Source organism: Enterobacter sp. 22499, assembly GCF_052044815.1.
Classification (GTDB): domain Bacteria; phylum Pseudomonadota; class Gammaproteobacteria; order Enterobacterales; family Enterobacteriaceae; genus Enterobacter; species Enterobacter bugandensis.
Map to the genome: position 1 here is coordinate 425,927 of NZ_JBQENR010000002.1, position 26,207 is coordinate 452,133.

The following is a 26,207-nucleotide window of genomic DNA, read 5'->3' on the forward strand; positions in this document are numbered from 1 at the left end:
GTGTCCCGTACTATTATGCTGATCCCTACCGGAACCAGCGTCGGCCTGACCAGCGTCAGCCTCGGCGTGATCCGCGCTATGGAACGCAAAGGCGTTCGTCTGAGCGTCTTTAAGCCTATTGCCCAGCCTCGTGCCGGTGGCGATGCGCCAGACCAGACCACCACCATCGTGCGTAAGAATTCCAATCTTCCTGCGGCTGAACCGCTGAAGATGAGCCACGTTGAGTCTCTGCTCTCCAGCAACCAGAAAGACGTGCTGATGGAAGAGATCATCGCCAACTACCACGCTAACGCGCAGGACGCGGAAGTGGTTCTGGTTGAAGGCCTGGTCCCGACCCGCAAACACCAGTTTGCCCAGTCCCTGAACTTTGAAATCGCGAAAACCCTGAACGCAGAGATCGTTTTCGTGATGTCTCAGGGTACTGATACCCCAGAGCAGCTGAAAGAGCGTATCGAACTGACGCGCAGCAGCTTCGGCGGCGCGAAAAACACCAGCATCACCGGCGTGATCGTTAACAAACTGAACGCACCGGTTGATGAACAGGGCCGTACGCGTCCTGACCTGTCCGAAATCTTCGACGACTCTTCCAAAGCGAAAGTCATCAAGGTTGATCCGGCAAAGCTGCAGGAATCCAGCCCGCTGCCTGTACTCGGCGCAGTGCCTTGGAGCTTCGATCTGATTGCCACCCGTGCAATCGATATGGCGCGTCATCTGAACGCGACCATCGTTAACGAAGGCGATATTAACACCCGCCGCGTGAAGTCCGTGACCTTCTGCGCACGCAGCATTCCGCACATGCTGGAGCACTTCCGCGCAGGTTCCCTGCTGGTGACCTCCGCAGACCGTCCGGACGTGCTGGTTGCTGCCTGCCTGGCGGCGATGAACGGCGTGGAAATCGGTGCAATCCTGCTGACCGGCGGCTACGAAATGGACGCTCGCATCAGCAAGCTGTGCGAACGTGCGTTCGCGACAGGCCTGCCAGTCTTCATGGTGAACACCAACACCTGGCAGACCTCTCTGAGCCTGCAAAGCTTCAACCTGGAAGTGCCGGTTGATGACCACGAGCGTATCGAGAAAGTTCAGGAATACGTTGCGGGCTACATCGACGCAGACTGGATTGAATCCCTGACTGCTACCTCCGAGCGCAGCCGTCGTCTGTCTCCTCCAGCCTTCCGCTACCAGCTGACCGAGCTGGCGCGTAAAGCGGGCAAACGCGTGGTTCTGCCAGAAGGCGACGAGCCACGTACCGTTAAAGCGGCGGCCATCTGTGCAGAGCGCGGTATCGCGACCTGCGTGCTGCTGGGTAACCCGGATGAGATCAACCGCGTTGCGGCGTCTCAAGGCGTTGAGCTGGGCACAGGCATCGAAATCGTTGACCCGGAAGTGGTGCGCGAAAGCTACGTTGCCCGTCTGGTTGAGCTGCGTAAGAACAAGGGCATGACCGAAGCCGTTGCGCGCGAGCAGCTGGAAGACAACGTCGTGCTGGGCACGCTGATGCTGGAGCAGGACGAAGTTGACGGTCTGGTTTCCGGTGCGGTTCACACCACCGCGAACACCATCCGTCCACCGTTGCAGCTGATCAAAACCGCACCGGGCAGCTCGCTGGTCTCCTCCGTGTTCTTCATGCTGCTGCCTGAACAGGTTTACGTTTACGGCGACTGCGCGATCAACCCGGATCCTACCGCAGAACAGCTGGCAGAAATCGCTATCCAGTCTGCGGACTCCGCGACCGCTTTCGGTATCGAGCCGCGCGTAGCAATGCTCTCCTACTCCACCGGCACCTCTGGTGCAGGTAGCGACGTAGAGAAAGTCCGTGAAGCGACCCGTATTGCGCAGGAAAAACGTCCAGACCTGATGATCGACGGCCCGCTGCAGTACGACGCCGCGGTAATGGCTGACGTGGCGAAATCCAAAGCGCCGAACTCGCCGGTTGCCGGTCGCGCTACCGTGTTCATCTTCCCGGATCTGAACACCGGTAACACCACCTACAAAGCGGTACAGCGTTCTGCCGACCTGATCTCCATCGGGCCAATGCTGCAGGGCATGCGCAAGCCTGTGAACGACCTGTCCCGCGGTGCGCTGGTTGACGATATCGTCTACACCATCGCGCTGACGGCGATTCAGTCTTCGCAGCAGCAGTAATGTTTTGCCGGATGGCGCTTCGCTTATCCGGCCTACAGGACCGTAGACCCGGTAAGCGCCAGCGCCACCGGGCAACAAAAAGGCGACCACACGGTCGCCTTTTTTTATTACAGCAGCTCCCGCGCCGCCGACACAATGTCATGCGCCGTCAGGCCATACTCTTTTTGCAGGAAGTCCTGTGTGCCCACCTGGCCGTAACGCTCCTTCACGCCCACGCGACGCATCGGCACCGGGCAGGTCTCCACCAGCACTTCCGCCACCGCTGACCCGAGACCGTTGTGAATACTGTGGTTTTCGCAGGTGACGATGCGCCCGGTTTTCTCGGCATAGTTTTTCACCAGCATCCGATCGATAGGCTTCAGGGTAAACATGTCGATGACCGCTGCGCTTACCCCCTCCTGTTCAAGCTGGCGCGCCGCCTCCAGCGCTTCCGCCACCATGATGCCGTTGGCAATCAGCGTGATATCGCTTCCCTCGCGCAACACGTTGCCTTTGCCAATGGTAAAGGTTGAGCCCGGCGCATAGACGCTCGGCGCCTGCTTGCGGATGGTGCGCACCCAGTAGAAGCCTTCGAGATCGATAAGCTGGCGCAGCACGTCCTCGAACATCACCGCGTCGGTCACCTCCAGCACCACGGAGTGCGCCAGACCGCGCACGATGCCCATATCCTCGAAGGACATGTGCGTCCCACCGTTGTGGCAGGCCGTCACGCCCGCATCCGAGGCAATCACCTTCACGTTGTTGCGCTGGTAGTCCAGGGACATAAACAGCTGGTCGAAGCAGCGGCGGCTGGCAAACGCGGTGAAAGTGTGCACGAACGGCTTACGGCCGGTGAGCGACAGCCCCGCCGCAGTGCCGATGACGTTGGCCTCCATAATGCCGCAGTTAATCACGTGCTGCGGATAATCGCGCGCTACGCCGTCCATCGCCATTGAGCTCATCAGGTCCGCTTCCAGGGCGATAATCTCGCTGCCAGCCTCAATCTGCTTTGCCACAAAGCCCGCGTAGACCTTGCGCATCTCAACGGCGTCTTTCTGTCCTGCCGGTGCAACCTTAATCATGTGAAGCCTCCAGTTGGCGAATCGTCTCATTGAGGGCCGCTTTGCTCTCCGCGGTTAATCGCAGGTGGTGCGAGTTGCTGAGCTGTTCCAGATACGGCACCCCCTGCCCTTTGATGCTGTCGAGGATCACCACCCGCGGACGCGCATCGGCCTCCGGTACCCTTGAAGTCACCTTCAGCAGTGCCGGAATGTCATCCCCTTTGACCGTCACCACATCAAAGCCAAAGGCGCGGAATTTGCCCTCAAGGTCGAAGGCACAGATGATTTCGTCCAGTTCGCCGTCGAGCTGCTGTTTGTTCCAGTCCACGAACACGGTCAGGTTGTTCAGACGATGGTGAGCGATAAACTGGAACGCTTCCCAACACTGGCCTTCGTTCAGCTCGCCGTCGCCAACGATGCAGAAGACCCGATTCGGTCGCCCGGCCAACCTGTGCGAGAGTGCCATACCGCCCGCAATGGAGATCCCCTGCCCCAGCGAGCCGGTGGTAGCATCCACGCCGCGCGTTTTCAGGCGGTCCGGGTGGCTGGGCAGACGCGTGCCGTTCTGGTTCAGCGTGCTCAGCTCTTCAACCGGGAAGTAGCCCTTAATCGCCAGGGTGCTGTAGAGCGCCGGGCCTGCATGACCTTTCGACAGCACAAAGTAATCGCGCTCAGGCCAGTCCGGATCCGCCGGGTCGATCTTCATCACGGCGCCGTACAGCACCGCCAGGGTTTCCACCACCGACATGCTGCCGCCGTAGTGCCCAAAGCCCAGCTGCGTCAGGGATTTGAGGGTTTCAAGACGGATCTGACGCGCCAGTTCGGTTATCTCGTTCTCATTCATGATTTGGCTCCGGTATTTTCCTGCGCGTTACTACCCGCAGGTTTGTTTTTCGCGAAGATGTTGTAGGCCACCAGCAGCGCGAACAGCGCCACAACCAGCCCGGTGATGGCAAGCGGTGACAGGAAGCGCGCCAGGTTGCCCAGCACAATCCCGACCGCGCCGAAGTCGGCGTCCGAGAAGGTGGTGTTAGCAAAACCAATCGCACCCAGTACCGGCAGCAGCAGGACCGGGAGGAAGGTAATCAGCAGGCCGTTAGCAAAGGCGCCTATCATTGCCCCGCGGCGTCCACCGGTGGCGTTTCCGAACACGCCTGCCGTTGCGCCGGTGAAGAAGTGCGGCACTACGCCCGGCAGGATCAGCACCCAGCTAAACTGACCGCAGATCAACAACCCCACAATTCCCCCGAGGAAGCTGAACAGGAAGCCAATCAGCACCGCGTTTGGCGCATACGGGTAGACCACCGGGCAGTCCAGCGCCGGACGCGCGTTCGGCACCAGTTTTTCCGAGAAGCCGGTAAAGGCCGGGACGATTTCCGCCAGAATCAGGCGCACGCCCTGCAGGATGATGAACACGCCCGCCGCGAAGGTGATCGCCATGATGATGGCGTAGACCAGGTAGTTTTGCCCGCCGCTGAAGGTGGATTCCACGTACTCACGCCCGGCGCTTACCGCCATGATCAGGTAGATAATCATCATGGTCAGGGAGATGGAGATCGAACTGTCGCGCAGGAAGCTGAGGTTTTTCGGCAGGTTCATCTCTTCGGTGGAGCGCGAGCCTTTGCCGACCCTGCTGCCAATCCAGCCGGACAGCACGTAGCCCAGCGTACCGAAATGACCGAAGGCGATCTCATCGTTGCCGGTAATACGCTTCATATAGCGCTGCGCAATCGCCGGGAAAAAGGCCATAATCAGGCCGAGGATCAGTGAACCGGTAAAGACCAGCCCCACCCCTTCAAAGCCCGCGACCGTCAGGATCACGCCGATCATGCACGCCATGTAGAAGGTGTGGTGCCCGGTCAGGAAGATGTACTTCAGGCGGGTAAAGCGCGCGACGACAATGTTCGCCACCATGCCGAAGGCCATGATCAGCGCGGTCGAGGCACCGTATTTTTCCAGCGCGATCGACACAATCGCTTCATTGTTTGGAATAATGCCCTGGATATTAAAAGCGTGCTCAAACATGCCGCCTAACGGGTTTAACGACCCCACCAGCACCGTGGCGCCACCGCCCAGTACAATAAAGCCGAGAATCGTTTTAATTGTGCCTTTCACGACATCAGAAAATGCTTTTTTCTGCGCGACCAGACCAATTAACGCAATTAAACCCACCAGCACCGAAGGGACTTTTAAAATATCGACAACGAAATTCAGCGTTTCAAGGATAAACATATCCACCTCGCCTTATCAGGGTTATTGTCTGTCGAACCAGGCGCGCAGCTGCGCTTCGAGTTCGTTGATATCAATGATGTTGTTGATCACCACCAGCTGGCTTTCCGGCACGCTGGCGCTGGCCGCAATGTCTTTCGCCATCACGAACAGGTCCGCCGCGCCCGGCGTGGCGGAGGAGAGATCGGAGTGTTCAACCTCGGCCTCAATGTCCAGCTTTTTAAGCACTTTTTTAATGTTCATTTCGACCATAAAACTGCTGCCCAGGCCAGAACCGCAAATAGCCATGATTTTCATTGTTGTCCCCTTATTTTGAGTAGAGCACGCCCCATCACGCTGGCGCGTAATGTTGTGAATAATCGGATTAAAAAATTAAATCAGAAGCGGTCAATAATGGTTTTAATGTCCTCCAGGGTATTCGCCTGATGTAATTTCTCCATATCTTCGTCGCTGGAAAATAATTCAGCGAGCGCGGATATCATTTCGATATGGCTATGTTTATCCGGTGCCGCAAGCATAATAATCAGATCGACAGGGTCAAACTCTCCGGCACCAAAAGAGACGCCCTGTTTTAGTTTTAGTAATGACAAGCCCAGTCCTTTGGCGCCTTCCTCCGGCCGCGCATGCGGCATGGCTAGCCCTGGTGCCAGCACATAATAGGGTCCTAACGTATGGTGCTGCTGAATGATTGCCGTCACGTACTCCGGTGCAATCACCTGCAGATCCAGCAGCGGTTTCGCGCATATCTCCAGCGCCTGTGGCCAGCTTTCCACGCTATCCTGCAGCGTGATGGTTGTATCATATATCCACTTTTTGAGCATTTTCCCTCCCGCCAAACGCTAAAGATGGGCAAACTTTATTCAACCCATCAATCATTGACTGCGATCGCGATCACAAAGATAGCGCTACCAATTACCAACATGCAGAAATGTGATAGCGCTATCAAAATGTAATCATGGTGTGAAATCACAGCAAAAAAAGGGATTTAAGGCGTATACTGCCTGTCACCTGAAATGAAGGAAAAAGAACGCGTCTGGTCAGCAGGAAGGTGTATGTCTTTAACCCGAAAACGGCGCAGTACCGGAAAAGTCACGCTCGCTGATGTCGCGCAGCTTGCCGGAGTCGGCACGATGACCGTCTCCCGTGCGCTCCGCACGCCCGAACAGGTTTCCGATAAACTGCGTGAAAAAATTGAAGCTGCGGTGCAGGAGCTGGGTTATATGCCCAATCTCGCCGCCAGCGCACTGGCATCCGCGTCCTCATGGACGATTGCGATGGTTGTTCCCAACCTTTCCGAAGCCGGTTGCTCTGAAATGTTTGCGGGCCTACAGCAGGTGCTGCAGCCCGCCGGATACCAGATCATGCTGGCAGAGTCCCAGCATCGGCTTGAGCAGGAAGAGAAGCTGCTTGAGACCCTGCTGGCGTCAAATATCGCCGCCGCGATTTTGCTCAGCGTCGAGCACACCGACACTGTTCGCCACTGGCTGAAAAACGCCTCGATTCCGGTAATGGAGATGGGTGCGATGCGCGCCGATCCGATCGATATGAATATCGGGATCGATAACGTGGCGGCCATGTACGAGCTGACAGAAATGGTGATTAGGCGCGGCTACCAGAATATCGGCCTGCTGTGCGCCAACCAGGAGCAGTGGATTTTCCAGCAGCATTTGCAGGGCTGGTACAAGGCGATGCTGCGCCATCATCTGTCGCCAAACCGGGTGATTAACGCGGCGATGCCGCCGAGCTTCTCGACCGGCGCGGCACAACTGCCAGAGTTCTTGCTGGCGTGGCCGGAGCTGGATGCGCTGGTGTGCGTATCAGACGAGCTGGCCTGCGGCGCGCTGTATGAGTGTCAGCGTCGACGCATTAAAGTGCCGGACGATCTGGCTGTCGTGGGCTTTGGCGATAGCGATGTGAGCCGCGTCTGCCAGCCGCCGCTGACGACGATGGCGGTACCGCATCGAAAGATTGGGATTGAGGCAGGTAAAGCGCTACTGGAACGTCTGAATGACGGAGACTGGCGCGACCAAAAAACCATCGCGTCCAGCCTGTGCCTGCGGGAAAGCTGTTAAGGCTTACTCAGCCTCTTCCTCTTTTTCCGCTTTGTTTTCCGGCTTAGCGGATTCGTTTTTGGCGTTGCGGGTCATCCACAGCGCCAGCGCTTTTAACGAATCCGGCGTGAACTCGTCGCAGCGGGCGGTAATCTCTTCCGGCGTCATCCAGCAGACTTCGCTCACTTCCTCTTCCTGCAGGGCGAAAGGCCCATGGGAAACGCAGCTAAACAGTCCACCCCAGACGCGGCAATGTTCGTCTTCGAAATAGAACTGCCCGTGCTCGGCAAACGGCACCCCGGCGATACCTAACTCTTCTTCCGCTTCACGACGTGCGGAATCCAGCAGCACTTCATCGGCCTGCACGACGCCGCCTGCGGTGGCATCAAGCATGCCCGGAAGAAAATCTTTGGTGTCCGTGCGGCGCTGGACCAGAATCTTGCCCATGCCGTCATGCACAACGATGTACGTTGCACGGTGACGCAGGCGCTCTGCACGCATTTGTTCGCGGCTCGCCTGCGCGATCACTTCATTTTCTTCGCTGACAATGTCAACCCATTCAGTACTTGCCAAATGATTCTGCTCCACCATCGGGAAACCTTCTCGTCTAAGCGCTCTTTCGGCGCGTTTGCAGTTGTGGTGTAACTTACGGATTAATCGCTACCTGCGCAATAACTTGCTGATCATTAAGTGCGATAACGCTCAGGGTATTTCCATCGAGCAGGCCATAGCTCGCAGGATATCCGCCTTTCGGGATGCTGACCGACCCCGGGTTAAAGTGGTAAATCTCACCGCGTTTTTCAGCCACCGGAATATGAGTATGGCCGTAAACCAGGACATCGCCAGCCGCGAGCGCCGGGAGATTATCCGGGCCGAAAAGGTGTCCGTGGGTCAGAAACAGGCGGCTGTTTTCCAGCAGAACCTGTTGCCATGGCGCGGTAAGGGGAAAATGCAGCAGCATCTGGTCGACTTCGCTGTCGCAATTACCGCGAACGGCGATAATGCGCGAGGCAAACGGGTTAAGCTTTTCCGCCACCTGCGCCGGGGCATAGCCTTCCGGCAGCGCATTACGCGGACCATGATTTAACACATCCCCCAGAATCACCAGCCATTGGGCCCCGCTTTGCGAAAACAGAGAAAGCACTCGCTCGGTCGCGGGCAGCGATCCATGGATATCTGACGCAAACATCAGTTTCATCCGTCACTCCCTGGTAAAAAAACTCCCCTTATCATACCTGAAGCGTCAGGGCTTATCAGCCCGCGCGCTTAGCGGAGAGTGCCACATAGCGCTGTACGGAGGCTCGCTGCCACTGGAACGCCGCATAGTCCACCAGCAGTTGAGGGACCTCATCGCCGTTGAGGATCAAACGGTTCAGCATCAGCGCCAGATCGGTATCGGCAATACACCATTCACCGAACAGGTTCGGGTTGCCGTGAGCGAGCAGCGAGGCTGCAGTTTCAATCAGCTTTTGCGCGCTGTCGACGCCTTCAGCGCTGAGCGCTGGCTTTTTCACACCGGCAAACACGACATCCGTAGAGCGCTCGACGCGAATCGGCACCAGGTCGCTACGCAGCCACGCCTGGATCTGCCGGGCGCGGGCGCGCTTTTGCAGATCGTGAGGATAGATGCGCTCCCACTCCGGCGGCGCAAAACGATCTTCCAGATATTCATCGATCGCCGAGGATTCGCTCAGTGCAAAACCATCCAGTTCCAGCACCGGCACGCGTCGCGTCAGGTCGTAACCCTGCCACTGGGGTTTGAGGTGTTCACCACCGTCGAGATCGACGGTCTTCAGCGTAAAAGAGAGCCCCTTTTCGGCCAGCGCGACGTAAACGCTCATAACATAGGGAGAAAAGAAATTTGCATCGGACCACAACGTAATTACGGGCTGGTTCATAACATCCTCATCGGCTGATCGGTTTTTACTCAACATATAATCTCTTTGCTTCGCTGTCACTTGATGAAAACTCACGATTTACAACAAGCACCTATACTCATTTGTCATGGCACCACTATTCGCATGGACAGGAGTTGAGAATGATTGACCTTTATTACGCCCCTACCCCAAACGGCCACAAGATCACCCTCTTTCTCGAAGAAGCTGAACTGGATTACAGAATCATCCGCGTGGATATCAGCAAAGGCGAACAGTTCAACCCTGTGTTTTTGGCTATTTCGCCCAACAATAAAATTCCGGCCATTATTGATAGCCAGCCGGCGGACGGAGGCAGGCCGTTAAGCCTGTTTGAATCCGGTGAAATTTTGCTTTATCTGGCAGAGAAAACCGGCAAGCTGCTGAGCGGTGAACTGCGCGAGCGTCACCACACTCTGCAGTGGCTTTTCTGGCAGTCAAGCGGCTTTGGGCCGATGCTGGGGCAGAACCACCACTTCACCGCCTTCGCGCCGCAGACCATTCCTTACGCCATTGAGCGATATCAGGTTGAAACCCAGCGTCTTTACGGCGTTCTGAACCAGCGGCTGGAGAAAACGCCGTGGCTCGGGGGCGACCATTACAGCATTGCAGATATCGCCTGCTGGCCGTGGGTAAATACGCATGATAAACACCGGATTGACTTAGCGTCTTACCCGGCAGTGAACAACTGGTTTGAGCGTATCCGGACCCGCCCGGCCACCGAACGCGCAATGCAAAAAATCCAGCAGGTTTAATCACCTATGAGGCTGGGTGGCTGAGAGGCACTCATGTATTATGGGCGGGAAATACTGACACGGAGAAGACCTGCAATGTCACAGCCAGACGCTATTATTCGTATAAAAAATTTACGCTTGCGCACGTTCATTGGTATCAAAGAGGAAGAGATTGCCAACCGTCAGGATATTGTCATTAATGTGGTGATTCACTACCCGGCAGACAAAGCGCGGGCCAGTGAAGACATCAATGACGCGCTGAACTATCGCACGATAACCAAAAACATCATCCAGTACGTGGAAAACAACCGCTTCTCGCTGCTGGAGAAATTAACTCAGGATGTGCTCGATATCGCACGCGATCATCACTGGGTCACTTATGCTGAAGTAGAGATCGATAAACTTCACGCCCTGCGCTATGCCGACTCCGTCTCCATGACGTTAAGCTGGCGACGCCAGGCGTAAACCTGGAGGTTGTATGAAGATTCTGCTGACCGGCGGTACAGGCCTGATTGGGCGCCATCTCATTGCGCGTTTGCAGGCGCTGCATCACGACATTACCGTAGTGACCCGCAGCCCGGAGAAAGCGCGCCAGGTGCTGGGCGCGGGAGTCGATATCTGGAAAGGGCTGGCCGATAGGCAGAATCTGGACGGCTTCGACGCCGTCATCAACCTTGCGGGCGAACCCATCGCCGATAAGCGCTGGACCGAAGAGCAGAAACAGCGGTTGTGCAGCAGCCGCTGGAACATCACCGAGAAGCTGGTTGAGCTGATTCGCAACAGCCAGACCCCGCCGTCGGTGCTGATTTCAGGCTCTGCGACGGGCTATTACGGCGATCTCGGCGAAGTGGTGGTGACCGAGGAAGAGCCGCCCCACAACGAGTTCACCCATAAACTCTGCGCCCAGTGGGAGCGTATCGCCTGCGCGGCGCAAAGCGATAATACCCGCGTCTGCCTGCTGCGTACCGGCGTGGTGCTTGCGCCGAAAGGCGGCATTCTGGGTAAAATGCTTCCGCCCTTCAGGCTGGGGCTCGGCGGGCCGATCGGCAACGGGCGACAGTACCTGGCCTGGATCCATATCGACGATATGGTGAACGGCATTATCTGGCTGCTGGATAACGATCTGCGCGGGCCGTTTAACATGGTTGCGCCGTATCCGGTGCGAAATGAACAGTTTGCCCACGCGCTGGGGCATGCCCTGCATCGCCCGGCGATATTACGCGTGCCTGCGACGGCAATTCGCCTGTTGATGGGCGAAGCGTCCGTGCTGGTGCTGGGCGGTCAGCGCGCGCTGCCAAAACGGCTGGAAGCGGCCGGGTTTGCGTTTCGCTGGTATGACTTAGAAGAGGCGCTGGGGGATGTGGTACGCTGAATATGTTACAGTGATACGCCATGTTCCGATGAAATGGCGTAACAATGGCAACCATCACCACTCCCCGGCTTCATCTCACCCCTTTCGAACCCTCTGACTGGGCGTTCTTCCGCTCGCTGCGCGAAAACCGCGATATTATGCGCTATATGGCCGCGATTGCGCCTGAGAAAGAGACCCGACGCGTGTTTGCCGCACGCCTGATGGCGGAGCATGTCTTCGTGATCCGCTTTCTGAATGAAGATACGCCGCTGGGCGATATTGGCCTGCAAATCAGTCCTGAGAATCGTGAAGAGGCGGATATCGGTTATACGGTTGTGCCTGCCGCGCAGGGAAAAGGGATCGCCAGCGAAGCGCTGCGCGCGGTGTGTGATTATGCGTTCAACCAGACCGGCGTGAAGGCGATTAACGCGTACGTGCTGGCGGACAACGGCGGCTCTGTACGGGTGCTTGAGAAAGCCGGGTTTGTGCGCACGCAGGTGCTTGAAAAGGCGTATGAGATTGACGGCGTGCGGTATGACGACTGGGTGTATCGCCTGGAGTGTGGTGCGGCCTGAATGCCGAGCGGTACTGCGTTTGCCCGGCCTGGGGTTTTGTAGGCCCGGTAAGCGAAGCGTCACCGGGCGATTGGGCTGCACTGCGGGCTGATGCCCTCTTTATTTCAGAGATCCTTTAAGGAACTGCTGCAAACGCGGGCTCTGCGGGTTTGCCAGCACCTCGTCAGGGTGCCCCTGCTCTTCAATTTTCCCCTGATGCAGGAAAATCACGTGGTTCGAGACGTTGCGGGCGAAGCCCATCTCGTGCGTCACCACCACCATCGTTTTGCCCTCTTCGGCCAACTTCTGCATGATGCGCAGCACTTCGCCGACGAGTTCCGGGTCCAGCGCAGAGGTCGGTTCGTCGAACAGCAGCACTTCCGGCTCCATCGCCAGCGCGCGGGCGATAGAGACACGCTGCTGCTGGCCGCCGGAAAGGTGTACCGGATACTTCATCTGCTGGCGCTCGTCGATACCCACTTTCGCCAGGTATTTCACCGCGCGTTCCCGGGCTTCCTGCTTGCTTAAGCCGAGCACCTGAACCGGCGCTTCCATCACGTTCTCCAGCACCGTCATGTGGCTCCAGAGGTTGAAATGCTGGAACACCATCGTCAGGCGCGTACGCAGCAGGCGCAGCTGATGCTTATCCGCCACCTTCAGCTGGCCGTCTTTGTCACGCACCAGGTTGATGTTCTGCCCGCTCACCACAATCGAGCCTTCGCTCGGCTTTTCGAGGAAGTTAATGCAGCGCAGGAAGGTACTTTTACCCGAGCCGGATGAACCGATGATACTGATCACGTCGCCCGCGTTAGCCTGCAGCGACACCCCTTTCAGCACTTCATGTTCGCCGTAGCGTTTGTGCAAATCAATAACGTTTAATTTGTTCTCAGCCATCATCTTTCTCAGTGCGTCGAAGAAGGTTTTATATGCTGCAACCAGCGTTTTTCAGCCTTACGGAACAGGCTAATCAGAACATAAGAGATAATTAAATAGAGCACCGCCGCAATACCAAACGCGGTAAACGGCTGATAGGTCGCGGAGTTGATATCGCGCGCGATTTTGAGCAGGTCCGGCACCGTGGCGGTAAAGGCAAGCGCGGTCGAGTGCAGCATCAAAATGACTTCGTTACTGTACGCCGGTAACGCAATACGCAGCGCCGACGGCAGAATAATGCAGCGGTAAAGCTTCACCGAGGAGAAGCCGTACGCGCGCGCCGCCTCGATCTCACCGTGCGGCACGGAACGAATGGCCCCGGCGAAAATCTCGGTGGTATAGGCGCAGGTGTTGAGCGTTAGCGCCAGCACCGTACAATTCAGGCCACTGCGGAAGAACGCATTCAGCATTTCCGTGCCTTTTACGATCTCCAGCGTATACATCCCCGAATAGAACACCAGCAGCTGCACGTACAGCGGCGTGCCGCGAAACACATAGGTAAACAGCCAAATCGGGAACTGAATAAATTTATTGTTCGACACGCGACCGATGGCGAGAAACACCGCCAGAATGCCGCCCATCACCACGGAAGAAATCAGCAGCCAGAGCGTGATCGCCACGCCGGTAAAGCGGTAGCCATCCGTCCACAGCAGGGATTTCCAGTATTCCTGAATAATCTCAATCACAGGTCAGCCCTCTTCACTCCCACGGAGTAGCGACGCTCGAGCAGAAGCAGCACACCATTGGAGACGGTCGTAAAGACCAGATAGATCGCGCCGCAGACCACCGCAAAGTAGAACGGCTCCCAGGTGCTCTTGCCCGCCAGCTGAGTCGCTTTCACGACGTCTTCCAGACCGAGCAGCGAGACCAGCGCCGTCGCTTTGAGGATAACCTGCCAGTTGTTGCCGATGCCCGGCAGCGCATAGCGCATCATGGCCGGGAACATAATCCGGCGAAACGTTTGTGAAGAGGTAAAACCAAATGCGGTTGCCGCTTCAATGTGTCCTCTGGGAACCGCCATATAAGCGCCACGGAAGGTTTCCGTGAAGTAGGCACCGTAGATAAAACCGAGGGTGATAATACCGGCCACCATCGGGTCGATATCAATTTGTCCCATGCCCATCGCATCCGTCACGCTGTTCAGGGCAATCTGCAGGCCGTAAAAAATAAGCAGCATCAGCACCAGATCGGGTACGCCGCGAATGAGCGTGGTATAGCCTTCGAAAATGAGCGCCAGCGGTTTGTTAGCCGAAAGCTTCGCCCCTGCGCCCGCCAGACCTATCAGCACCGCCAGCACCACGGAGCTGATAGCCAGCTCAAGGGTGACAAGCGCGCCCTGTAAAATAACGCCAGAAAATCCGTACAGCATACCGCGAGCCCTGTCGTATCGTGAGTGGTAAACCGTGTCTTATCCCCTCCCCCAGCGGGAGGGGCCGCACGTTATTTGACGGAGCGATTAGCCGCCGTACACATTGAAATCGAAGTACTTTTTCGCCAGTTTGTCGTAGGTACCGTCAGCGCGCATTTCAGCAAACGCTTTGTTCAGCGCCTCACGCAGTTCGTTGTCTTCCTTACGCAGGCCCATACCGGTACCCACGCCAAAGAGCTTCTCGTCCTTAATGGACGGACCGCCGAACTTGTAATCTTTACCTACCGGCTGCTTCAGGAAACCTTCGCTTGCCGCGACTTCATCCTGGAATGCCGCATCAATACGGCCTGCCGTCAGGTCTGCGTAAATATTTTCCTGGCCCTGATAGGAGACGATTTCGATCCCCTTCGGCGCCCAGTGTTCGTTACCGTAGGTTTCCTGCGTGGTGCCCTGCAGCACGCCTACGCGTTTCCCCTTCAGCGACTCAAGGGTCGGTTGAATGTCAGAAGACTTAGCCACTACCAGACGTGAATCGGCCGCATAGAGCTTGTCGGTGAAGGCAATCTCCTGCTGACGTTTCTCGGTGATGGAAAGCGAGGACATAATCACGTCTATTTTTTTAGCTTTCAGTGAAGGGATCAGCGCATCCAGCGGGTTCTCTACATAAGTACACTGTGCTTTGATGCGTTTGCACAGCTCATTGGCCAGATCGATGTCAAAACCCACCAGTTCACCCTTTGAATTCTTCGATTCAAACGGCGCGTAGGTTGGATCGGTGCCAATACGAATTTTCTGCGGAATGGCTGCGAAGGCCGCGGTGGCGCTGGAAAAGGCCAGTACCAGAGATAATGACAACACGAGTTTTTTCATATTTGTCCTCAACAAACTGTCTTCATACGGTTTTTTTACGACGACGGGGTGGGGTTAATGTGCCATTAATCCACGCTGTCAGGCAAAGAATAATGCCTTTCAGACGGGAATTTTTGCATTATAAATGCTTAAGTATGCACGTAGCGACCCAATATGGTGCACAAATTGCACCATATTGAATCATCCACACCCGCGACGCACCACGCTGGTGCGTTAGTCACCGTAGACGTTGAAGTCGAAGTATTTCTTCGCCAGTTTGTCGTAGGTACCGTCTTTGCGCAGTTCCGTGAATGCTTTGTCAAAGGCGGCTTTCAGCTCTTTATCGTCCTTACGCAGGCCGATGCCGGTGCCGTCACCAAAGTATTTTTTGTCTTTCACGGACGGGCCCGCAAAGGCGTAATCTTTACCGGCCGGCTGCTTAAGGAAGCCTTCGCTCGCCGCGACTTCATCCTGGAACGCGGCATCCAGACGGCCTGCCGCCAGGTCAGAGTAGATCAGATCCTGGTTCTGGTAAGCCACCACGTCGACGCCCTTCTCGCGCCAGTTGGCATTCGCGTAACCTTCCTGGGTCGAGCCCTGGAGCACGCCCACATGCTTGCCTTTCAGCGAGTCGATGGTCGGCTGGATCGGGGAACCTTTCGCGGCAATCAGACGCGAATCCGCAGCGTAGAGCTTGTCAGAGAAGGCAATCTCCTGCTGGCGTTTTTCGGTGATGGAGAGAGAAGAGATAATGGCGTCGATTTTCTTTGCCTTCAGCGACGGGATTAACGCGTCGAAGTCGCTGCCCACCCATGTGCATTTCACTTCCATACGTTTGCACATTTCATTTCCCAAATCGATATCAAACCCCACGAAATCGCCTTTCGCATCCTTGGAAGAGAATGGCGCGTAGGTTGCGTCTGTACCGATACGAACCGTCTGTGGAAGCGCTGCGTAGCTACCTGCCGCCGCACTTAACCCCACCAGCAAAGACAGAGCCAGAACCGTCTTCTTCATACATTTACCCTCAAGTACCGTGATTTTATTATGTATTGTGTTGTGTGTTGTGTTGCAGGCTTCTCTTGCAGGTCTTATGCCACATTGCCGTCTGGTCAAAACTTCGACGTTAAATATGTTAATAAAACGTTGCGATATTGCCTTAATGGTGAAAGATAGCAGGTCTGCCGAACGAACCGGAAAGAGAAAAAGGGAAAAAGCGAATTAAATGTCGAGGATATGATCGCCGTTGCATAATTGCCCTGAAACAGGGCAACGTCTTTTTTCATGCACAGCATTTGTGCACAGAATCAGGCTCCCTGCCAGCGGGTGAAGAGGTCTTCGGGCAGGTCGATGTCAAACTGATCCAGCACGCGATTGACGGTCTGATTGATCACATCGTCCAGCGACTGCGGTCGGTGATAGAACGCCGGCACCGGCGGCATGATCACTGCGCCCAACTCGGCGGCCTGGGTCATGAGGCGCAGATGGCCCAGGTGCAGCGGCGTTTCCCGCACGCAGAGCACCAGCGGGCGGCGCTCCTTCAGCACCACGTCCGCCGCGCGCGTTACCAGCGTGTCGGTATAGCTGTTCACAATCCCGGAGAGCGTTTTGATTGAACAGGGCAGGATCACCATACCGGCGGTTTTAAACGAGCCTGAGGAGATGCTGGCGGCGATATCGCGGGCATCGTGAACCACGTCCGCCAGCGCCTGGACATCGCGCAGGGAGAGATCCGTTTCAAGGGAGAGGGTTTGCCGCGCCGCCTGGCTCGTCACCAGATGCGTTTCCACTTCTGCCACGTTACGCAAAACCTGTAGCAGGCGTACGCCGTAAATCGCGCCGCTGGCACCGCTGATGCCTATTATGAGTCGTTTCATGATTTCGCCCTTGCTGAATTCTGGGCTGACTGTGCAGGATTTTGCGGGGAGTTGCAAGTGAGGGCGAGCGCCCTCACCTGCGGAGAGATTAACCTTCGTTGTGCATCTCTAAGCTTTCGAGATCGTTTTGCAGTTGAACGGCTTTCGCATCGTCGTTGCGCAGCGAATCAAGGTAGTCGAGGTACTGCTGGTCAACGTCTTTCGTCACGTAGACGCCATTGAACACGGAGCATTCGAACTGCTGAATCTCCGGGTTCTCGGCGCGCACCGCGTCGATGAGATCGTTCAGATCCTGGAAAATCAGGCCGTCGGCACCGATGATCTGGCGAATCTCATCCACTTCACGGCCGTGAGCAATCAGCTCGTTGGCGGTTGGCATATCAATGCCGTACACGTTCGGGAAGCGAATCTCCGGCGCGGCAGACGCCAGGTAGACTTTCTTCGCACCCGCTTCGCGCGCCATCTCGATAATCTGCTCAGAGGTGGTGCCGCGAACGATGGAGTCATCCACCAGCAGAACGTTTTTGTCGCGGAATTCCGCGCGGTTGGCGTTCAGCTTGCGGCGAACGGACTTACGGCGCAGGTGCTGGCCCGGCATGATAAACGTGCGGCCAACGTAGCGGTTCTTCACGAAGCCCTGACGGTACGGCTTGTCCAGAATGCGGGCGATCTCCAGGGCGATATCGCAGGAGGTTTCCGGGATAGGAATCACCACGTCGATGTCGAGATCGTCCCACTCGCGGGCAATCTTCTCGCCGAGCTTCGTGCCCATATTGACGCGCGCGCTGTAGACGGAAATCTTGTCGATGAATGAATCCGGACGGGCAAAATAGACGTATTCAAACAGGCACGGGTTGCTGACCGGGTTGTCGGCACACTGACGGGTGAACAGCTGGCCCTTCTCGGTGATATACACCGCTTCGCCCGGCGCAACGTCGCGCAGGAATTCGAAGCCCAGGGTATCCAGCGCCACGCTCTCAGAGGCAACCATATATTCGGTACGGCCATCGCCGAGGTCGCGCTTGCCCAGCACCAGCGGACGAATGCCGTTTGGATCGCGGAAGGCGACCATGCCGTGACCGATGATCATCGCCACGCAGGCGTACGCACCGCGGATCTGGCGGTTGGTCGCGGCAATGGCAGCGAAGATATTGTCTGCTTCCAGCGGGTAGTGACGGAAGTTATCCAGCTCGCTGGCGAACACATTGAGCAGGATTTCTGAATCAGAGGTGGTGTTAATGTGGCGACGTTTCTCTTCGAACAGCTTCTTACGCAGCTCATGAGCGTTGGTCAGGTTGCCGTTATGGGCAAGCGTGATGCCATACGGTGAGTTGACGTAGAAAGGCTGTGCCTCAGAGGCGCTGGAACTGCCAGCAGTAGGATAACGAACGTGACCGATCCCCATATTACCTTGCAGACGCTGCATATGGCGGGCTTCAAACACATCGTTTACCAGGCCATTGGCCTTACGTAAACGGAAGCAGTTGTTTGCATCAATGGTGATGATACCCGCAGCATCCTGCCCACGGTGCTGAAGCACCGTTAACGCGTCATAAATCGACTGGTTTACCGGCATGAAACCGGCGATACCGACAATACCGCACATTCGTCTTTTCCTCGTTAAGCCACATCTCAGGGTTTATGCCCTGGGCAAAAAACTCGACGAGCTTTGCAGATAGTCAAAGAACCATCTGATGATGAAGCTGAACTCTGGAATGAGCTGCGATTTTTGCCAGTCTTCGCTTTTGGAGAACCCGGTGAAGGTATCCAGGAAGAACAGGATCGCGGCCACAATCAGCACGCCTCGTAATGCCCCGAAACAGATCCCGAGTACCCTGTCCGTTCCTGACAGACCGGTTTTCTCGACCAGCTGACCTATCACGTAATTCACGATAGCGCCGACAATCAGCGTCGCGATAAACAGCACCGCGATGGCGATTCCATTTCGGACCAGTTCATCTTCAAAGCCCGTGAACCAGACAGACAGGTAAGTGTAGTAATGACTGGCAACAAAGAAAGCACAACCCCAGGTTACCAGCGATAACGCTTCACGAACAAAGCCACGGATCAGGCTAACCAGACAGGAAAAACCAATCACCGCAATGATGGCGTAATCAATCCAGACCATATGTGTCCCACGATTAAACGCCCTGTCATCCAGTTCGGGGCGAATTCTAACAGAAAAAGAAAACGTTTGCGTAGGGATTTCCTTCCCGCGCGTAAATAAAAAAGGCGCTGAAAAAATGTTCAACGCCGTGGCTTATCGCCTCTCTCTAAAGGAGCAGGTCGTACTTAGTTCGCGCTGTAGCTCATCACCACACCACTCAGCCCGGAGATCTGCTTCAGCTCGCCCAGCGACCCTTTCAGCTTGTCTTTCGACGCCTCCGGCCCCACGAGGATACGGGTAATTTTACCCTGTACCGGCGTGGAAGGTGAAGTGTAAACGCGATAGCCCGCGCTGCGCAGTTTACCCACAACCTCGTTGACTTTATCGGCGTTTTTCAGCGCCCCCAACTGCACAACGTAGGCTTTGCCGGTCGGCGCTGCGTCTTGCTTCGCCGGTGGTGGGGTTTCAGACGCTGCAGCCAGCTGCTCTGCTGCTTTATCTCGCTGTTGCTGAGGCTTCGGCTGCGGTTTCTCTACCGGCTTCGGTTTTTCAGCAGGCTTAGGCTTCTCTACCGGTACCGGATCGATCTCGATGTTGTTATTCGCCGCCAGACGCGACGGGTCGAGTGACGGTGCAGCGGCATCGCCCGCGCGAACTTCTTCCGCCGCCCCTTCAGGCGGCTGAGCAGGCAGCGCCTGAGTCGCCGCAGGCAGCATATCCGGCTCATCGCGGTCGCCCGGCTTCGGCACCAGCGGAATGGCTGCAAACTCGTCCTGATAATGTTTTTTCTGCCCGTCGAGCAGCCCGGGAAGAATAATCACCCCGAGCGCGACCAGCACAATGGTTCCTGTTAAACGGTTCTGAAACTTACTCGCCACCGGTTCTCCCCGCGTCCATCACTTCCATGACATGTGCCACCGTGTGGAAAGAGCCACACACCAGCACGGTATCTTCTGGTTTAGCATCCGCCATCGCGGCATGCCAGGCCTGCGCCACGCTACTGTAGATTGCACCTTTGCCGAGATGTTCCATCAACTGCTCAGCAGTCGCACCGCGCGGCCCCTCCAGAGGAGCACAATACCAGCTATCGACCACACTCTCCATGCAGGCTAGCGTGCCGCCGATATCTTTATCATGAAGCATACCGATAACCGCCAGCACGCGCCCGGTTTTTGGTAACGATTTGAGACGTCCTGCGAGATACGCCGCCGCATGCGGGTTGTGCGCCACATCCAGAATCAGACGCGGTGACTCGCTGACTATCTGGAAACGACCCGGCAGCAGCGCATTCTGAATGCCGTCACGGATCGCCTGCTCACTTACAGCTAATCCGCTGGCGCGCAGTGCCGCCAGCGCGGTTGCAGCGTTAGGCTGTGGCACCTGCGGCAGCGGCAGATTCTCCAGCACGCCCTGCGCATCGCTGAAGCGCCAGCCGTTGCCCTGCACCTCATACTGCCAGTCAACGCCTCGGCGCAACAGATGTGCGCCCTTCTCTTTCGCCACGTCGGCAATGGTATGCGGCATGTCCGGCTCGCCCACCACGGCGGGCTTATTCGCCCGGAAAATACCGGCCTTCTCGCGGCCAATGCTTTCACGGTCCGGGCCCAGCCAGTCGGTATGATCCAGCGCGATGCTGGTGACCACCGCCACGTCCGCATCCACCATATTGGTGGCATCCAGACGCCCGCCCAGCCCCACTTCCAGGATCACCACGTCCAGCTGCGCCTGTTTGAACAGCCATAGCGCCGACAGGGTGCCGTATTCAAAATAGGTTAATGAGGTTTCCCCGCGCGCCGCTTCGATAGCCGCGAACGACGCCGTATGGGCAGATTCCGCCAGCTCGGTGTTCTGCACCCGCACGCGCTCGGTATAGCGCACCAGATGCGGTGAGCTGTAAACGCCAACCTTGTACCCCGACGCCATCAGGACTGACTCCAGCGTGCGGCAGGTCGTCCCTTTACCGTTAGTACCTGCAACAGTGAACACGAACGGAGCCGGTTTCAGCACGTCGAGACGCGCGGCAACCTGGCTTACGCGCTCAAGGCCCATATCGATGGTTTTACTGTGCAGGTTTTCCAGATAAGAAAGCCACGCGGCCAGGGGCGACGTGGCTTGGGGAATGCTTTTATTTTCCATAATGCCCGGTTGTCATTAACAGGTTATAAAGCAAAAGGGCAGCGCCATCTGGCCCTGCCCTTTTCAGTTATCAGGCCTCGGGTTCCTGATCCGGTACCACCACGCCTTCGCGCGGCTCATCCGGGTTAGGCGCTGGCAGATTCATCAGCTTCGCCAGAATGCTGGCCAGTTTCAGGCGCATTTCCGGACGGCGGACGATCATATCGATAGCGCCTTTCTCAATGAGGAACTCACTGCGCTGGAAGCCCGGCGGCAGTTTTTCACGAACGGTCTGCTCGATGACGCGAGGACCGGCAAAGCCGATCAGCGCTTTTGGCTCAGCGATGTTCAGGTCACCCAGCATCGCGAAGCTTGCGGAGACGCCACCCATGGTTGGGTCGGTCAGCACGGAGATGTACGGCAGACCGCGCTCCTGCATTTTCGCCAGCGCCGCAGAGGTTTTCGCCATCTGCATCAGGGACATCAGCGCTTCCTGCATACGCGCACCACCGGAGGCGGAGAAGCAGATCAGCGGACAGTTGTCTTCCAGCGCCTGCTCAACGGCACGCACGAAACGCGCGCCGACCACGGAGCCCATTGAGCCGCCCATAAAGGAGAACTCAAACGCAGCGGCAACCACCGGCATCTCGTGCAGGGTGCCCTTCATGACGATCAGCGCGTCTTTCTCGCCGGTCTCTTTCTGTGCAGAGGCCAGACGATCTTTGTATTTTTTGGAATCGCGGAACTTCAGCACGTCTTTTGGCTCAAGCTCGCTGCCCAGTTCTACCAGAGAACCTTCGTCCAGCAGGCTATGCAGGCGGTTGCGCGCCGACATACGCATGTGGTGGTCACACTTCGGACACACCTCAAGATTGCGTTCCAGCTCTGCGCGATACAGAACCTGGCCGCAGCTATCACACTTCGTCCATACCCCTTCAGGAATGCTCGCTTTGCGCGTCGGGGTAATGTTGCTTTTAATTCGTTCAATCCAGCTCATTGATAACCTTTCTGCCTGAACCTGGTCGTATGCCAGTTTTGCTATAAGAGGCGAATAATGCCATTTTTGCCTCCAACAGACCATGAATGTTGCACATTAAAACATAACAGCCCGAAACTTTGGATAAAAAAGTGGTCGAACCGCCAGCGTGCATTTACTTCGCTTGCTTTGCTGCCGCGCGTTTGTGACGAATGATTTCGATAACACCCGGCAGAACGGAAAGCACAATAATCGCTACAATCAGTAACTTAAGGTTTTCCTGAACCACCGGCAAGTCGCCAAACAGGTAGCCTGCATAGGTAAAGAGCAACACCCAAAGCAGTGCGCCCACCACGTTATACATTGCAAAATGACGATAGGACATATGGCCCATTCCCGCCACAAACGGTGCAAATGTGCGCACAATAGGCACAAAACGCGCAAGGATAATGGTTTTTCCACCATGACGTTCATAGAAGGCATGGGTCTTGTCTAAATAGCTGCGGCGGAAAATTTTCGAGTCCGGATTACTGAACAACCGCTCACCGAACACCCGGCCAATCGTATAGTTGACCGCATCCCCGACAATCGCGGCAATCACCATCAACACCACCATCAGATGCACGTTCAAATCATTGGTGGGCAGCGCCGACAACGCACCGGCCACAAACAGCAGCGAGTCCCCCGGCAGGAACGGGGTAACGACCAGACCGGTTTCACAGAACAGAATCAGGAACAGAATGGCGTAAACCCAGACGCCGTACTGCGCGACCAGCTCCGCCAGGTGAACATCAATATGCAGAATGAAATCAATCAGAAAACGTATTACGTCCATATTGTTTAAGCCTTAATTGCACCTTTGTTTAGTCCGCTAAAAACAGCGGGCCCATTGGCGGTTTTGGCAGGTCAAACCGATCCGGATAGTCTACCGAGACCAGATAAAGCCCTTCCGCTTTCGCCGTTGCTGCCGCAAGCGTTCTGTCCTTCGCTGCCAGCAGTTCTGCAATCCAGCTCTCCGGCTGGTGTCCGGCGCCCACTTCCATCAGGCTGCCCACGATATTCCGCACCATATGATGTACAAAGGCATTGGCTTTGATATCCACCACCACATACGCGCCATAACGACTGACGTTAATGTGCATGACGTTACGCCACGGCGTGCGGGACTGACACTGCACCGCACGAAACGACGTAAAGTCATTTTCACCAATCAGACACTGCGCCGCGCGATGCATGCGTTCTGCATCGAGCGGTTCATAAAAATGCGTCACACCCTGGCTTAACACCGCCGGGCGCAGACGCTGGTTGTAGATGACATAGCGATAGCGACGCGCCGTTGCGCTGAAGCGCGCGTGAAAATCATCCGGCACAGCTTTCACCCAACGCACCGCGATGTCACCAGGTAAATTCGCATTTACACCCAGTGTCCAGGCGGCATCCTTACGCACGGCGGTGGTTTCAAAGTGAACCACCTGCCCCGTGCCATGAACACCCGCGTCCGTACGCCCCGCGCACAGGACGTTAATCGGCTCGTTTGCCACCTGAGAGAGCGCTTTTTCCAGCTTTTCCTGAACGCTGCGCACCTCATTCTGACGCTGCCAGCCATAATATTTACTGCCATCGTACTCAATACCGAGGGCAATTTTATGAACCGGCTTTGGATCCACTTCGGACATCAGTACAGATACTCCTGCACCAGCTTCTCGGCGATCTTGACCGCCATCAGCGCGCCGCCAAAGCGAACGTTATCGGCAACGGACCAGAACTGAACCTGCTCCGGCATACCGTAGTCGTTACGCACGCAGCCAACGGAAAGATGCGCGCTGCCGGTGGCGTCGCCCACCTGGGTCGGGAACTCGCTCTCTTCGGAAAGGACGATATCTTCACCGCGGCCAAACGCGTCGCGCGCTTCCTCTGCCGCCAGCGGGCGCAGGGCTTCAAAACCGACCATCTGCGCGTGGCCGTAGAAGACCGGGGACTGTACGACGCTGGCGGAAATCATCAGCCCCTCGTCCTGCAGAATCTTGCGCGCTTCGTCGACGAGACGACGCTCTTCGCGCACGGAACCTTCACGATCCGGCAGCAGCGGCAGCATGTTGAACGCCAGCTGGCGGCCAAAGAAATCATCTTCGTCGATCGGGATGCCGTTCAGCAGCTTCGCACTCTGCCCGGCCAGCGCGTCAACGGCCTTTTTACCGTTCGCCGACGCGGACAGCAGGCTGGTGACGGTAATGCGCGACAGGCCGCCGTCGTCAATCAGCGGTTTCAGGGCAGTCAGCAGCTGGCTGGTCAGGCTGTTCGGTACCGCGATAACGTTACGGTTGCGGTAGTCAGCCAGCACAAACGGATTGACGTCCGGGACCACCAGCGGCACGTCCGGCTCCAGGGAGAACAGACCGCTCAGGTCGATCACCAGGCAGCCCGAATTGGTCGCCTCTTCAATGTAAGACGCCGTGGCTTCAGCACCTGCGGCAAAAAACGCCAGCTGCGCCTGGGTCCAGTCAAACGCGGCCGCATCCTGAACCATCACGGATTTACCGCCAAAACGCAGATGTTCGCCCGCGCTGTCGGTGCGCGCCAGCGCATAGATATCTCCCACCGGGAACTGACGCTCGGCAAGAGTTTCGAGCAGGGCTTCGCCCACGGCACCCGTGGCACCTAAAATGGCAATGTTCCAGCCTTCAGACATGGTGGTTTACTCCAGAAATAAAAAAGCGTCCCTGTCGGCGTATCCGACAGGGAGCATTAAGAAGACATTAATGCGCCGGGTGATGAACGGCGTTAAAACCCAGTTTCTTGAGCAACGTCGCAGCCGCTGCGTCGTCGCACATCACATACAGGGAAGACCACTCGCGGCGCTCAACGTAGTTCTTGCGCAGCTTATCAAATTCACCCGGGATCCCCGCCACCTTACGCAGCAGCGCATCGTCGCGGCGCACATCATACACCAAATGCACCAGCCTTTTCAGCGTTGCCTGATCGAGCGGGCCATGCAGGGTAATGCGGCCAAATTCAGGCGCGGGGAGTAGAGTATCAAGCGCCACCTGCTGCGGATGGCCGATAAAGGCGCTATAGGCTTCAAACACCTGCGTCGTGCCGCGCGCTTTGCCTTCAAGCGTATAGCCCGCGATATGCGCGGTGGCAACGTCAACCTTGTTCAGCAGCTCAACGTTGAGATCCGGCTCCGGCTCCCAGACGTCCAGCACCACGCTGAGATCGTGTCCTTCATTCAGACATTTCAGCAGCGCGGCATTATCCACCACCGGGCCACGACAGGCATTTATCAGAATAGTGCCAGCCTTCAGACGGCGAATCAGCGCCTCGTCCGCCAGATGCAGGGACTTATACGGCCCCTCTTTAAACAGCGGCGTGTGGAACGTCAGCACATCGCACTGTTCAACCAGCTCATCCAGCGCGCGGAAATCCTCGTCGTCACCGTTGTCTTTACGCGGCGGATCGCACAGCAGCGTGCGGATACCTAACGCTTCAAGGCGCTTTTGCAGACGTCCGCCGACGTTACCCACGCCGACAATTCCCACGGTGCGGTCTTTCAGCGCAAAACCATCGCGCTCGGCCAGCATCAGCAGCGAGGAGAAAACGTATTCCACGACGGCAATGGCGTTACAGCCCGGCGCGGCGGAAAAACCGATTCCGGCCTGCTTCAGCCACTGATCATCCACATGATCGGTCCCTGCCGTTGCGGTTCCGACAAACTTAATCGCTTTACCGGCAAGCAACGCCTCATTTACTTTGGTCACCGAGCGCACCATCAGCGCGTCTGCGTCATCCAGTTCGTTAACCGGGATCGGGCGACCAGGGACAGCCTTAACGTCGCCGAGGCGGCTAAACAGCTCGCGGGCGTAAGGCATATTTTCATCAACGAGGATTTTCACGTCTGAGTACCTGTTTGAGAGGAAGAAAACCTGCCAAGTGTGCCATAATCTGGCCGCCAGGCATATACGTATGC

The 26,207-nt window shown here is 56.6% G+C and carries 29 protein-coding genes; 6 read left to right on the forward strand and 23 right to left on the reverse strand.

The genetic code is table 11. From position 1 onward, the window contains the following. Nucleotides 1–2,142, forward strand: a complete 2,142-nt coding sequence (gene pta, locus ACTJI7_RS09845; protein WP_041908921.1) for a phosphate acetyltransferase — start codon at nucleotides 1–3, stop codon at nucleotides 2,140–2,142. 107 nt (nucleotides 2,143–2,249) lie between these two features. Here pta and ACTJI7_RS09850 read toward each other — a convergent pair whose 3' ends face one another. The 5 genes from ACTJI7_RS09850 to ACTJI7_RS09870 all read right to left on the reverse strand — a co-directional run bounded on the left by ACTJI7_RS09850 (nucleotide 2,250) and on the right by ACTJI7_RS09870 (nucleotide 6,232). Continuing rightward, a complete protein-coding gene (locus ACTJI7_RS09850; protein ID WP_045259691.1) occupies nucleotides 2,250–3,203 on the reverse strand; it encodes a transketolase family protein in 954 nt (317 codons plus the stop codon). Continuing rightward, the gene (locus tag ACTJI7_RS09855; protein ID WP_028013942.1) at nucleotides 3,196–4,026 is read right to left on the reverse strand and encodes a transketolase; all 831 of its coding nucleotides are present in this window, start codon (nucleotides 4,024–4,026) and stop codon (nucleotides 3,196–3,198) included. The genes ACTJI7_RS09850 and ACTJI7_RS09855 overlap by 8 nt, the downstream gene beginning before the upstream one ends. Continuing rightward, a complete protein-coding gene (locus tag ACTJI7_RS09860) occupies nucleotides 4,023–5,414 on the reverse strand; it encodes a PTS ascorbate transporter subunit IIC (protein ID WP_045631476.1) in 1,392 nt (463 codons plus the stop codon). The genes ACTJI7_RS09855 and ACTJI7_RS09860 overlap by 4 nt, the downstream gene beginning before the upstream one ends. A 21-nt stretch (nucleotides 5,415–5,435) precedes the next feature. Continuing rightward, the gene (locus ACTJI7_RS09865; RefSeq protein ID WP_041908914.1) at nucleotides 5,436–5,708 is read right to left on the reverse strand and encodes a PTS sugar transporter subunit IIB; all 273 of its coding nucleotides are present in this window, start codon (nucleotides 5,706–5,708) and stop codon (nucleotides 5,436–5,438) included. Nucleotides 5,709–5,788: 80 nt separating this feature from the next. Continuing rightward, nucleotides 5,789–6,232, reverse strand: coding sequence for a PTS sugar transporter subunit IIA (locus ACTJI7_RS09870; protein WP_047367993.1), 444 nt, complete (start codon nucleotides 6,230–6,232; stop codon nucleotides 5,789–5,791). Between the two features lie 231 nt (nucleotides 6,233–6,463). Between ACTJI7_RS09870 and ACTJI7_RS09875 the strand changes: the two genes are divergently transcribed. Continuing rightward, a complete protein-coding gene (locus tag ACTJI7_RS09875; RefSeq protein ID WP_028013946.1) occupies nucleotides 6,464–7,483 on the forward strand; it encodes a LacI family DNA-binding transcriptional regulator in 1,020 nt (339 codons plus the stop codon). Nucleotides 7,484–7,486: 3 nt separating this feature from the next. Here ACTJI7_RS09875 and yfcD read toward each other — a convergent pair whose 3' ends face one another. From yfcD to yfcF, 3 genes are read right to left on the reverse strand one after another with little or no spacing between them, the layout of a single operon-like run. Then, nucleotides 7,487–8,053 (reverse strand): NUDIX hydrolase YfcD, encoded by a 567-nt coding sequence (gene yfcD / locus ACTJI7_RS09880; RefSeq protein WP_006811396.1) that lies wholly within the window; start codon nucleotides 8,051–8,053, stop codon nucleotides 7,487–7,489. Nucleotides 8,054–8,108: 55 nt separating this feature from the next. Further along, the gene (gene yfcE, locus ACTJI7_RS09885) at nucleotides 8,109–8,660 is read right to left on the reverse strand and encodes a phosphodiesterase (RefSeq protein ID WP_028013947.1); all 552 of its coding nucleotides are present in this window, start codon (nucleotides 8,658–8,660) and stop codon (nucleotides 8,109–8,111) included. Nucleotides 8,661–8,715: 55 nt separating this feature from the next. Next, nucleotides 8,716–9,360, reverse strand: a complete 645-nt coding sequence (gene yfcF, locus ACTJI7_RS09890; protein WP_047367994.1) for a glutathione transferase — start codon at nucleotides 9,358–9,360, stop codon at nucleotides 8,716–8,718. A 140-nt stretch (nucleotides 9,361–9,500) separates the two neighbouring features. Here yfcF and yfcG point away from each other — a divergent pair, with 140 nt between their 5' ends. The 4 genes from yfcG (at nucleotide 9,501) to ACTJI7_RS09910 (ending at nucleotide 12,035) form a co-directional block, all read left to right on the forward strand. After that, nucleotides 9,501–10,130, forward strand: coding sequence for a GSH-dependent disulfide bond oxidoreductase (gene yfcG / locus ACTJI7_RS09895; protein ID WP_028013949.1), 630 nt, complete (start codon nucleotides 9,501–9,503; stop codon nucleotides 10,128–10,130). Between the two features lie 75 nt (nucleotides 10,131–10,205). Beyond that, nucleotides 10,206–10,574 (forward strand): dihydroneopterin triphosphate 2'-epimerase, encoded by a 369-nt coding sequence (folX, locus tag ACTJI7_RS09900; RefSeq protein WP_028013950.1) that lies wholly within the window; start codon nucleotides 10,206–10,208, stop codon nucleotides 10,572–10,574. Nucleotides 10,575–10,587: 13 nt separating this feature from the next. Then, nucleotides 10,588–11,481 carry a TIGR01777 family oxidoreductase gene (locus ACTJI7_RS09905; RefSeq protein ID WP_047367995.1) on the forward strand — a complete coding sequence of 298 codons (894 nt, stop codon included), beginning with the start codon at nucleotides 10,588–10,590 and terminating at the stop codon, nucleotides 11,479–11,481. A 44-nt stretch (nucleotides 11,482–11,525) separates the two neighbouring features. Next, nucleotides 11,526–12,035: a GNAT family N-acetyltransferase gene (locus ACTJI7_RS09910; RefSeq protein WP_047367996.1), complete on the forward strand. Its 510-nt coding sequence runs from the start codon at nucleotides 11,526–11,528 to the stop codon at nucleotides 12,033–12,035. A 99-nt stretch (nucleotides 12,036–12,134) separates the two neighbouring features. Here the strand turns inward: ACTJI7_RS09910 and hisP are convergent, their stop codons facing one another. From hisP to pdxB, 15 genes are all read right to left on the reverse strand, one after another. Beyond that, complete coding sequence (hisP, locus tag ACTJI7_RS09915; RefSeq protein WP_010433274.1) at nucleotides 12,135–12,908, reverse strand: histidine ABC transporter ATP-binding protein HisP; 774 nt, start codon at nucleotides 12,906–12,908, stop codon at nucleotides 12,135–12,137. Between the two features lie 8 nt (nucleotides 12,909–12,916). Continuing rightward, nucleotides 12,917–13,633 (reverse strand): ABC transporter permease, encoded by a 717-nt coding sequence (locus tag ACTJI7_RS09920; RefSeq protein ID WP_028013953.1) that lies wholly within the window; start codon nucleotides 13,631–13,633, stop codon nucleotides 12,917–12,919. Continuing rightward, nucleotides 13,630–14,316 carry a histidine ABC transporter permease HisQ gene (locus ACTJI7_RS09925; RefSeq protein WP_028013954.1) on the reverse strand — a complete coding sequence of 229 codons (687 nt, stop codon included), beginning with the start codon at nucleotides 14,314–14,316 and terminating at the stop codon, nucleotides 13,630–13,632. The genes ACTJI7_RS09920 and ACTJI7_RS09925 overlap by 4 nt, the downstream gene beginning before the upstream one ends. Before the next feature lie 87 nt (nucleotides 14,317–14,403). Continuing rightward, a complete protein-coding gene (gene hisJ, locus ACTJI7_RS09930; protein ID WP_047367997.1) occupies nucleotides 14,404–15,186 on the reverse strand; it encodes a histidine ABC transporter substrate-binding protein HisJ in 783 nt (260 codons plus the stop codon). A 213-nt stretch (nucleotides 15,187–15,399) separates the two neighbouring features. Further along, nucleotides 15,400–16,182 (reverse strand): lysine/arginine/ornithine ABC transporter substrate-binding protein ArgT, encoded by a 783-nt coding sequence (gene argT / locus ACTJI7_RS09935; RefSeq protein ID WP_028013956.1) that lies wholly within the window; start codon nucleotides 16,180–16,182, stop codon nucleotides 15,400–15,402. A gap of 290 nt (nucleotides 16,183–16,472) precedes the next feature. Further along, the gene (locus tag ACTJI7_RS09940) at nucleotides 16,473–17,042 is read right to left on the reverse strand and encodes a UbiX family flavin prenyltransferase (RefSeq protein ID WP_063155060.1); all 570 of its coding nucleotides are present in this window, start codon (nucleotides 17,040–17,042) and stop codon (nucleotides 16,473–16,475) included. A gap of 88 nt (nucleotides 17,043–17,130) precedes the next feature. Beyond that, on the reverse strand, nucleotides 17,131–18,648 hold the full coding sequence (gene purF / locus ACTJI7_RS09945) for an amidophosphoribosyltransferase (RefSeq protein WP_014884664.1): 1,518 nt from the start codon (nucleotides 18,646–18,648) through the stop codon (nucleotides 17,131–17,133). Nucleotides 18,649–18,681: 33 nt separating this feature from the next. Then, a complete protein-coding gene (gene cvpA / locus ACTJI7_RS09950; RefSeq protein ID WP_000262116.1) occupies nucleotides 18,682–19,170 on the reverse strand; it encodes a colicin V production protein in 489 nt (162 codons plus the stop codon). A gap of 164 nt (nucleotides 19,171–19,334) precedes the next feature. Further along, nucleotides 19,335–20,027, reverse strand: a complete 693-nt coding sequence (dedD, locus tag ACTJI7_RS09955; protein WP_045631481.1) for a cell division protein DedD — start codon at nucleotides 20,025–20,027, stop codon at nucleotides 19,335–19,337. Further along, nucleotides 20,017–21,285 (reverse strand): bifunctional tetrahydrofolate synthase/dihydrofolate synthase, encoded by a 1,269-nt coding sequence (gene folC, locus ACTJI7_RS09960; RefSeq protein ID WP_192979246.1) that lies wholly within the window; start codon nucleotides 21,283–21,285, stop codon nucleotides 20,017–20,019. Before folC ends, dedD begins: the two co-directional genes overlap by 11 nt. Nucleotides 21,286–21,355: 70 nt before the next feature. Then, a complete protein-coding gene (gene accD / locus ACTJI7_RS09965; RefSeq protein WP_003861408.1) occupies nucleotides 21,356–22,261 on the reverse strand; it encodes an acetyl-CoA carboxylase, carboxyltransferase subunit beta in 906 nt (301 codons plus the stop codon). A gap of 154 nt (nucleotides 22,262–22,415) precedes the next feature. After that, complete coding sequence (locus tag ACTJI7_RS09970; protein WP_008502599.1) at nucleotides 22,416–23,075, reverse strand: DedA family protein; 660 nt, start codon at nucleotides 23,073–23,075, stop codon at nucleotides 22,416–22,418. A gap of 28 nt (nucleotides 23,076–23,103) precedes the next feature. Continuing rightward, complete coding sequence (truA, locus tag ACTJI7_RS09975) at nucleotides 23,104–23,916, reverse strand: tRNA pseudouridine(38-40) synthase TruA (protein ID WP_126326756.1); 813 nt, start codon at nucleotides 23,914–23,916, stop codon at nucleotides 23,104–23,106. After that, complete coding sequence (locus ACTJI7_RS09980) at nucleotides 23,916–24,929, reverse strand: aspartate-semialdehyde dehydrogenase (RefSeq protein WP_028013962.1); 1,014 nt, start codon at nucleotides 24,927–24,929, stop codon at nucleotides 23,916–23,918. Before ACTJI7_RS09980 ends, truA begins: the two co-directional genes overlap by 1 nt. 67 nt (nucleotides 24,930–24,996) lie before the next feature. Further along, complete coding sequence (pdxB, locus tag ACTJI7_RS09985) at nucleotides 24,997–26,133, reverse strand: 4-phosphoerythronate dehydrogenase PdxB (protein ID WP_045631484.1); 1,137 nt, start codon at nucleotides 26,131–26,133, stop codon at nucleotides 24,997–24,999. Nucleotides 26,134–26,207 lie beyond the last annotated feature (74 nt).

Coding starts and splice junctions, on each gene's coding strand:
- ACTJI7_RS09850 (WP_045259691.1), bottom strand. CDS start 3,203: ATGATTAAGGTTGCACCGGCAGGACAGAAAGACGCCGTTGAGATGCGC.
- ACTJI7_RS09855 (WP_028013942.1), bottom strand. CDS start 4,026: ATGAATGAGAACGAGATAACCGAACTGGCGCGTCAGATCCGTCTTGAA.
- ACTJI7_RS09860 (WP_045631476.1), bottom strand. CDS start 5,414: ATGTTTATCCTTGAAACGCTGAATTTCGTTGTCGATATTTTAAAAGTC.
- ACTJI7_RS09865 (WP_041908914.1), bottom strand. CDS start 5,708: ATGAAAATCATGGCTATTTGCGGTTCTGGCCTGGGCAGCAGTTTTATG.
- ACTJI7_RS09870 (WP_047367993.1), bottom strand. CDS start 6,232: ATGCTCAAAAAGTGGATATATGATACAACCATCACGCTGCAGGATAGC.
- ACTJI7_RS09875 (WP_028013946.1), top strand. CDS start 6,464: ATGTCTTTAACCCGAAAACGGCGCAGTACCGGAAAAGTCACGCTCGCT.
- yfcD (WP_006811396.1), bottom strand. CDS start 8,053: ATGGTGGAGCAGAATCATTTGGCAAGTACTGAATGGGTTGACATTGTC.
- yfcE (WP_028013947.1), bottom strand. CDS start 8,660: ATGAAACTGATGTTTGCGTCAGATATCCATGGATCGCTGCCCGCGACC.
- yfcF (WP_047367994.1), bottom strand. CDS start 9,360: ATGAACCAGCCCGTAATTACGTTGTGGTCCGATGCAAATTTCTTTTCT.
- yfcG (WP_028013949.1), top strand. CDS start 9,501: ATGATTGACCTTTATTACGCCCCTACCCCAAACGGCCACAAGATCACC.
- folX (WP_028013950.1), top strand. CDS start 10,206: ATGTCACAGCCAGACGCTATTATTCGTATAAAAAATTTACGCTTGCGC.
- ACTJI7_RS09905 (WP_047367995.1), top strand. CDS start 10,588: ATGAAGATTCTGCTGACCGGCGGTACAGGCCTGATTGGGCGCCATCTC.
- ACTJI7_RS09910 (WP_047367996.1), top strand. CDS start 11,526: ATGGCAACCATCACCACTCCCCGGCTTCATCTCACCCCTTTCGAACCC.
- hisP (WP_010433274.1), bottom strand. CDS start 12,908: ATGGCTGAGAACAAATTAAACGTTATTGATTTGCACAAACGCTACGGC.
- ACTJI7_RS09925 (WP_028013954.1), bottom strand. CDS start 14,316: ATGCTGTACGGATTTTCTGGCGTTATTTTACAGGGCGCGCTTGTCACC.
- hisJ (WP_047367997.1), bottom strand. CDS start 15,186: ATGAAAAAACTCGTGTTGTCATTATCTCTGGTACTGGCCTTTTCCAGC.
- argT (WP_028013956.1), bottom strand. CDS start 16,182: ATGAAGAAGACGGTTCTGGCTCTGTCTTTGCTGGTGGGGTTAAGTGCG.
- ACTJI7_RS09940 (WP_063155060.1), bottom strand. CDS start 17,042: ATGAAACGACTCATAATAGGCATCAGCGGTGCCAGCGGCGCGATTTAC.
- purF (WP_014884664.1), bottom strand. CDS start 18,648: ATGTGCGGTATTGTCGGTATCGCCGGTTTCATGCCGGTAAACCAGTCG.
- cvpA (WP_000262116.1), bottom strand. CDS start 19,170: ATGGTCTGGATTGATTACGCCATCATTGCGGTGATTGGTTTTTCCTGT.
- folC (WP_192979246.1), bottom strand. CDS start 21,285: ATGGAAAATAAAAGCATTCCCCAAGCCACGTCGCCCCTGGCCGCGTGG.
- accD (WP_003861408.1), bottom strand. CDS start 22,261: ATGAGCTGGATTGAACGAATTAAAAGCAACATTACCCCGACGCGCAAA.
- ACTJI7_RS09970 (WP_008502599.1), bottom strand. CDS start 23,075: ATGGACGTAATACGTTTTCTGATTGATTTCATTCTGCATATTGATGTT.
- truA (WP_126326756.1), bottom strand. CDS start 23,916: ATGTCCGAAGTGGATCCAAAGCCGGTTCATAAAATTGCCCTCGGTATT.
- ACTJI7_RS09980 (WP_028013962.1), bottom strand. CDS start 24,929: ATGTCTGAAGGCTGGAACATTGCCATTTTAGGTGCCACGGGTGCCGTG.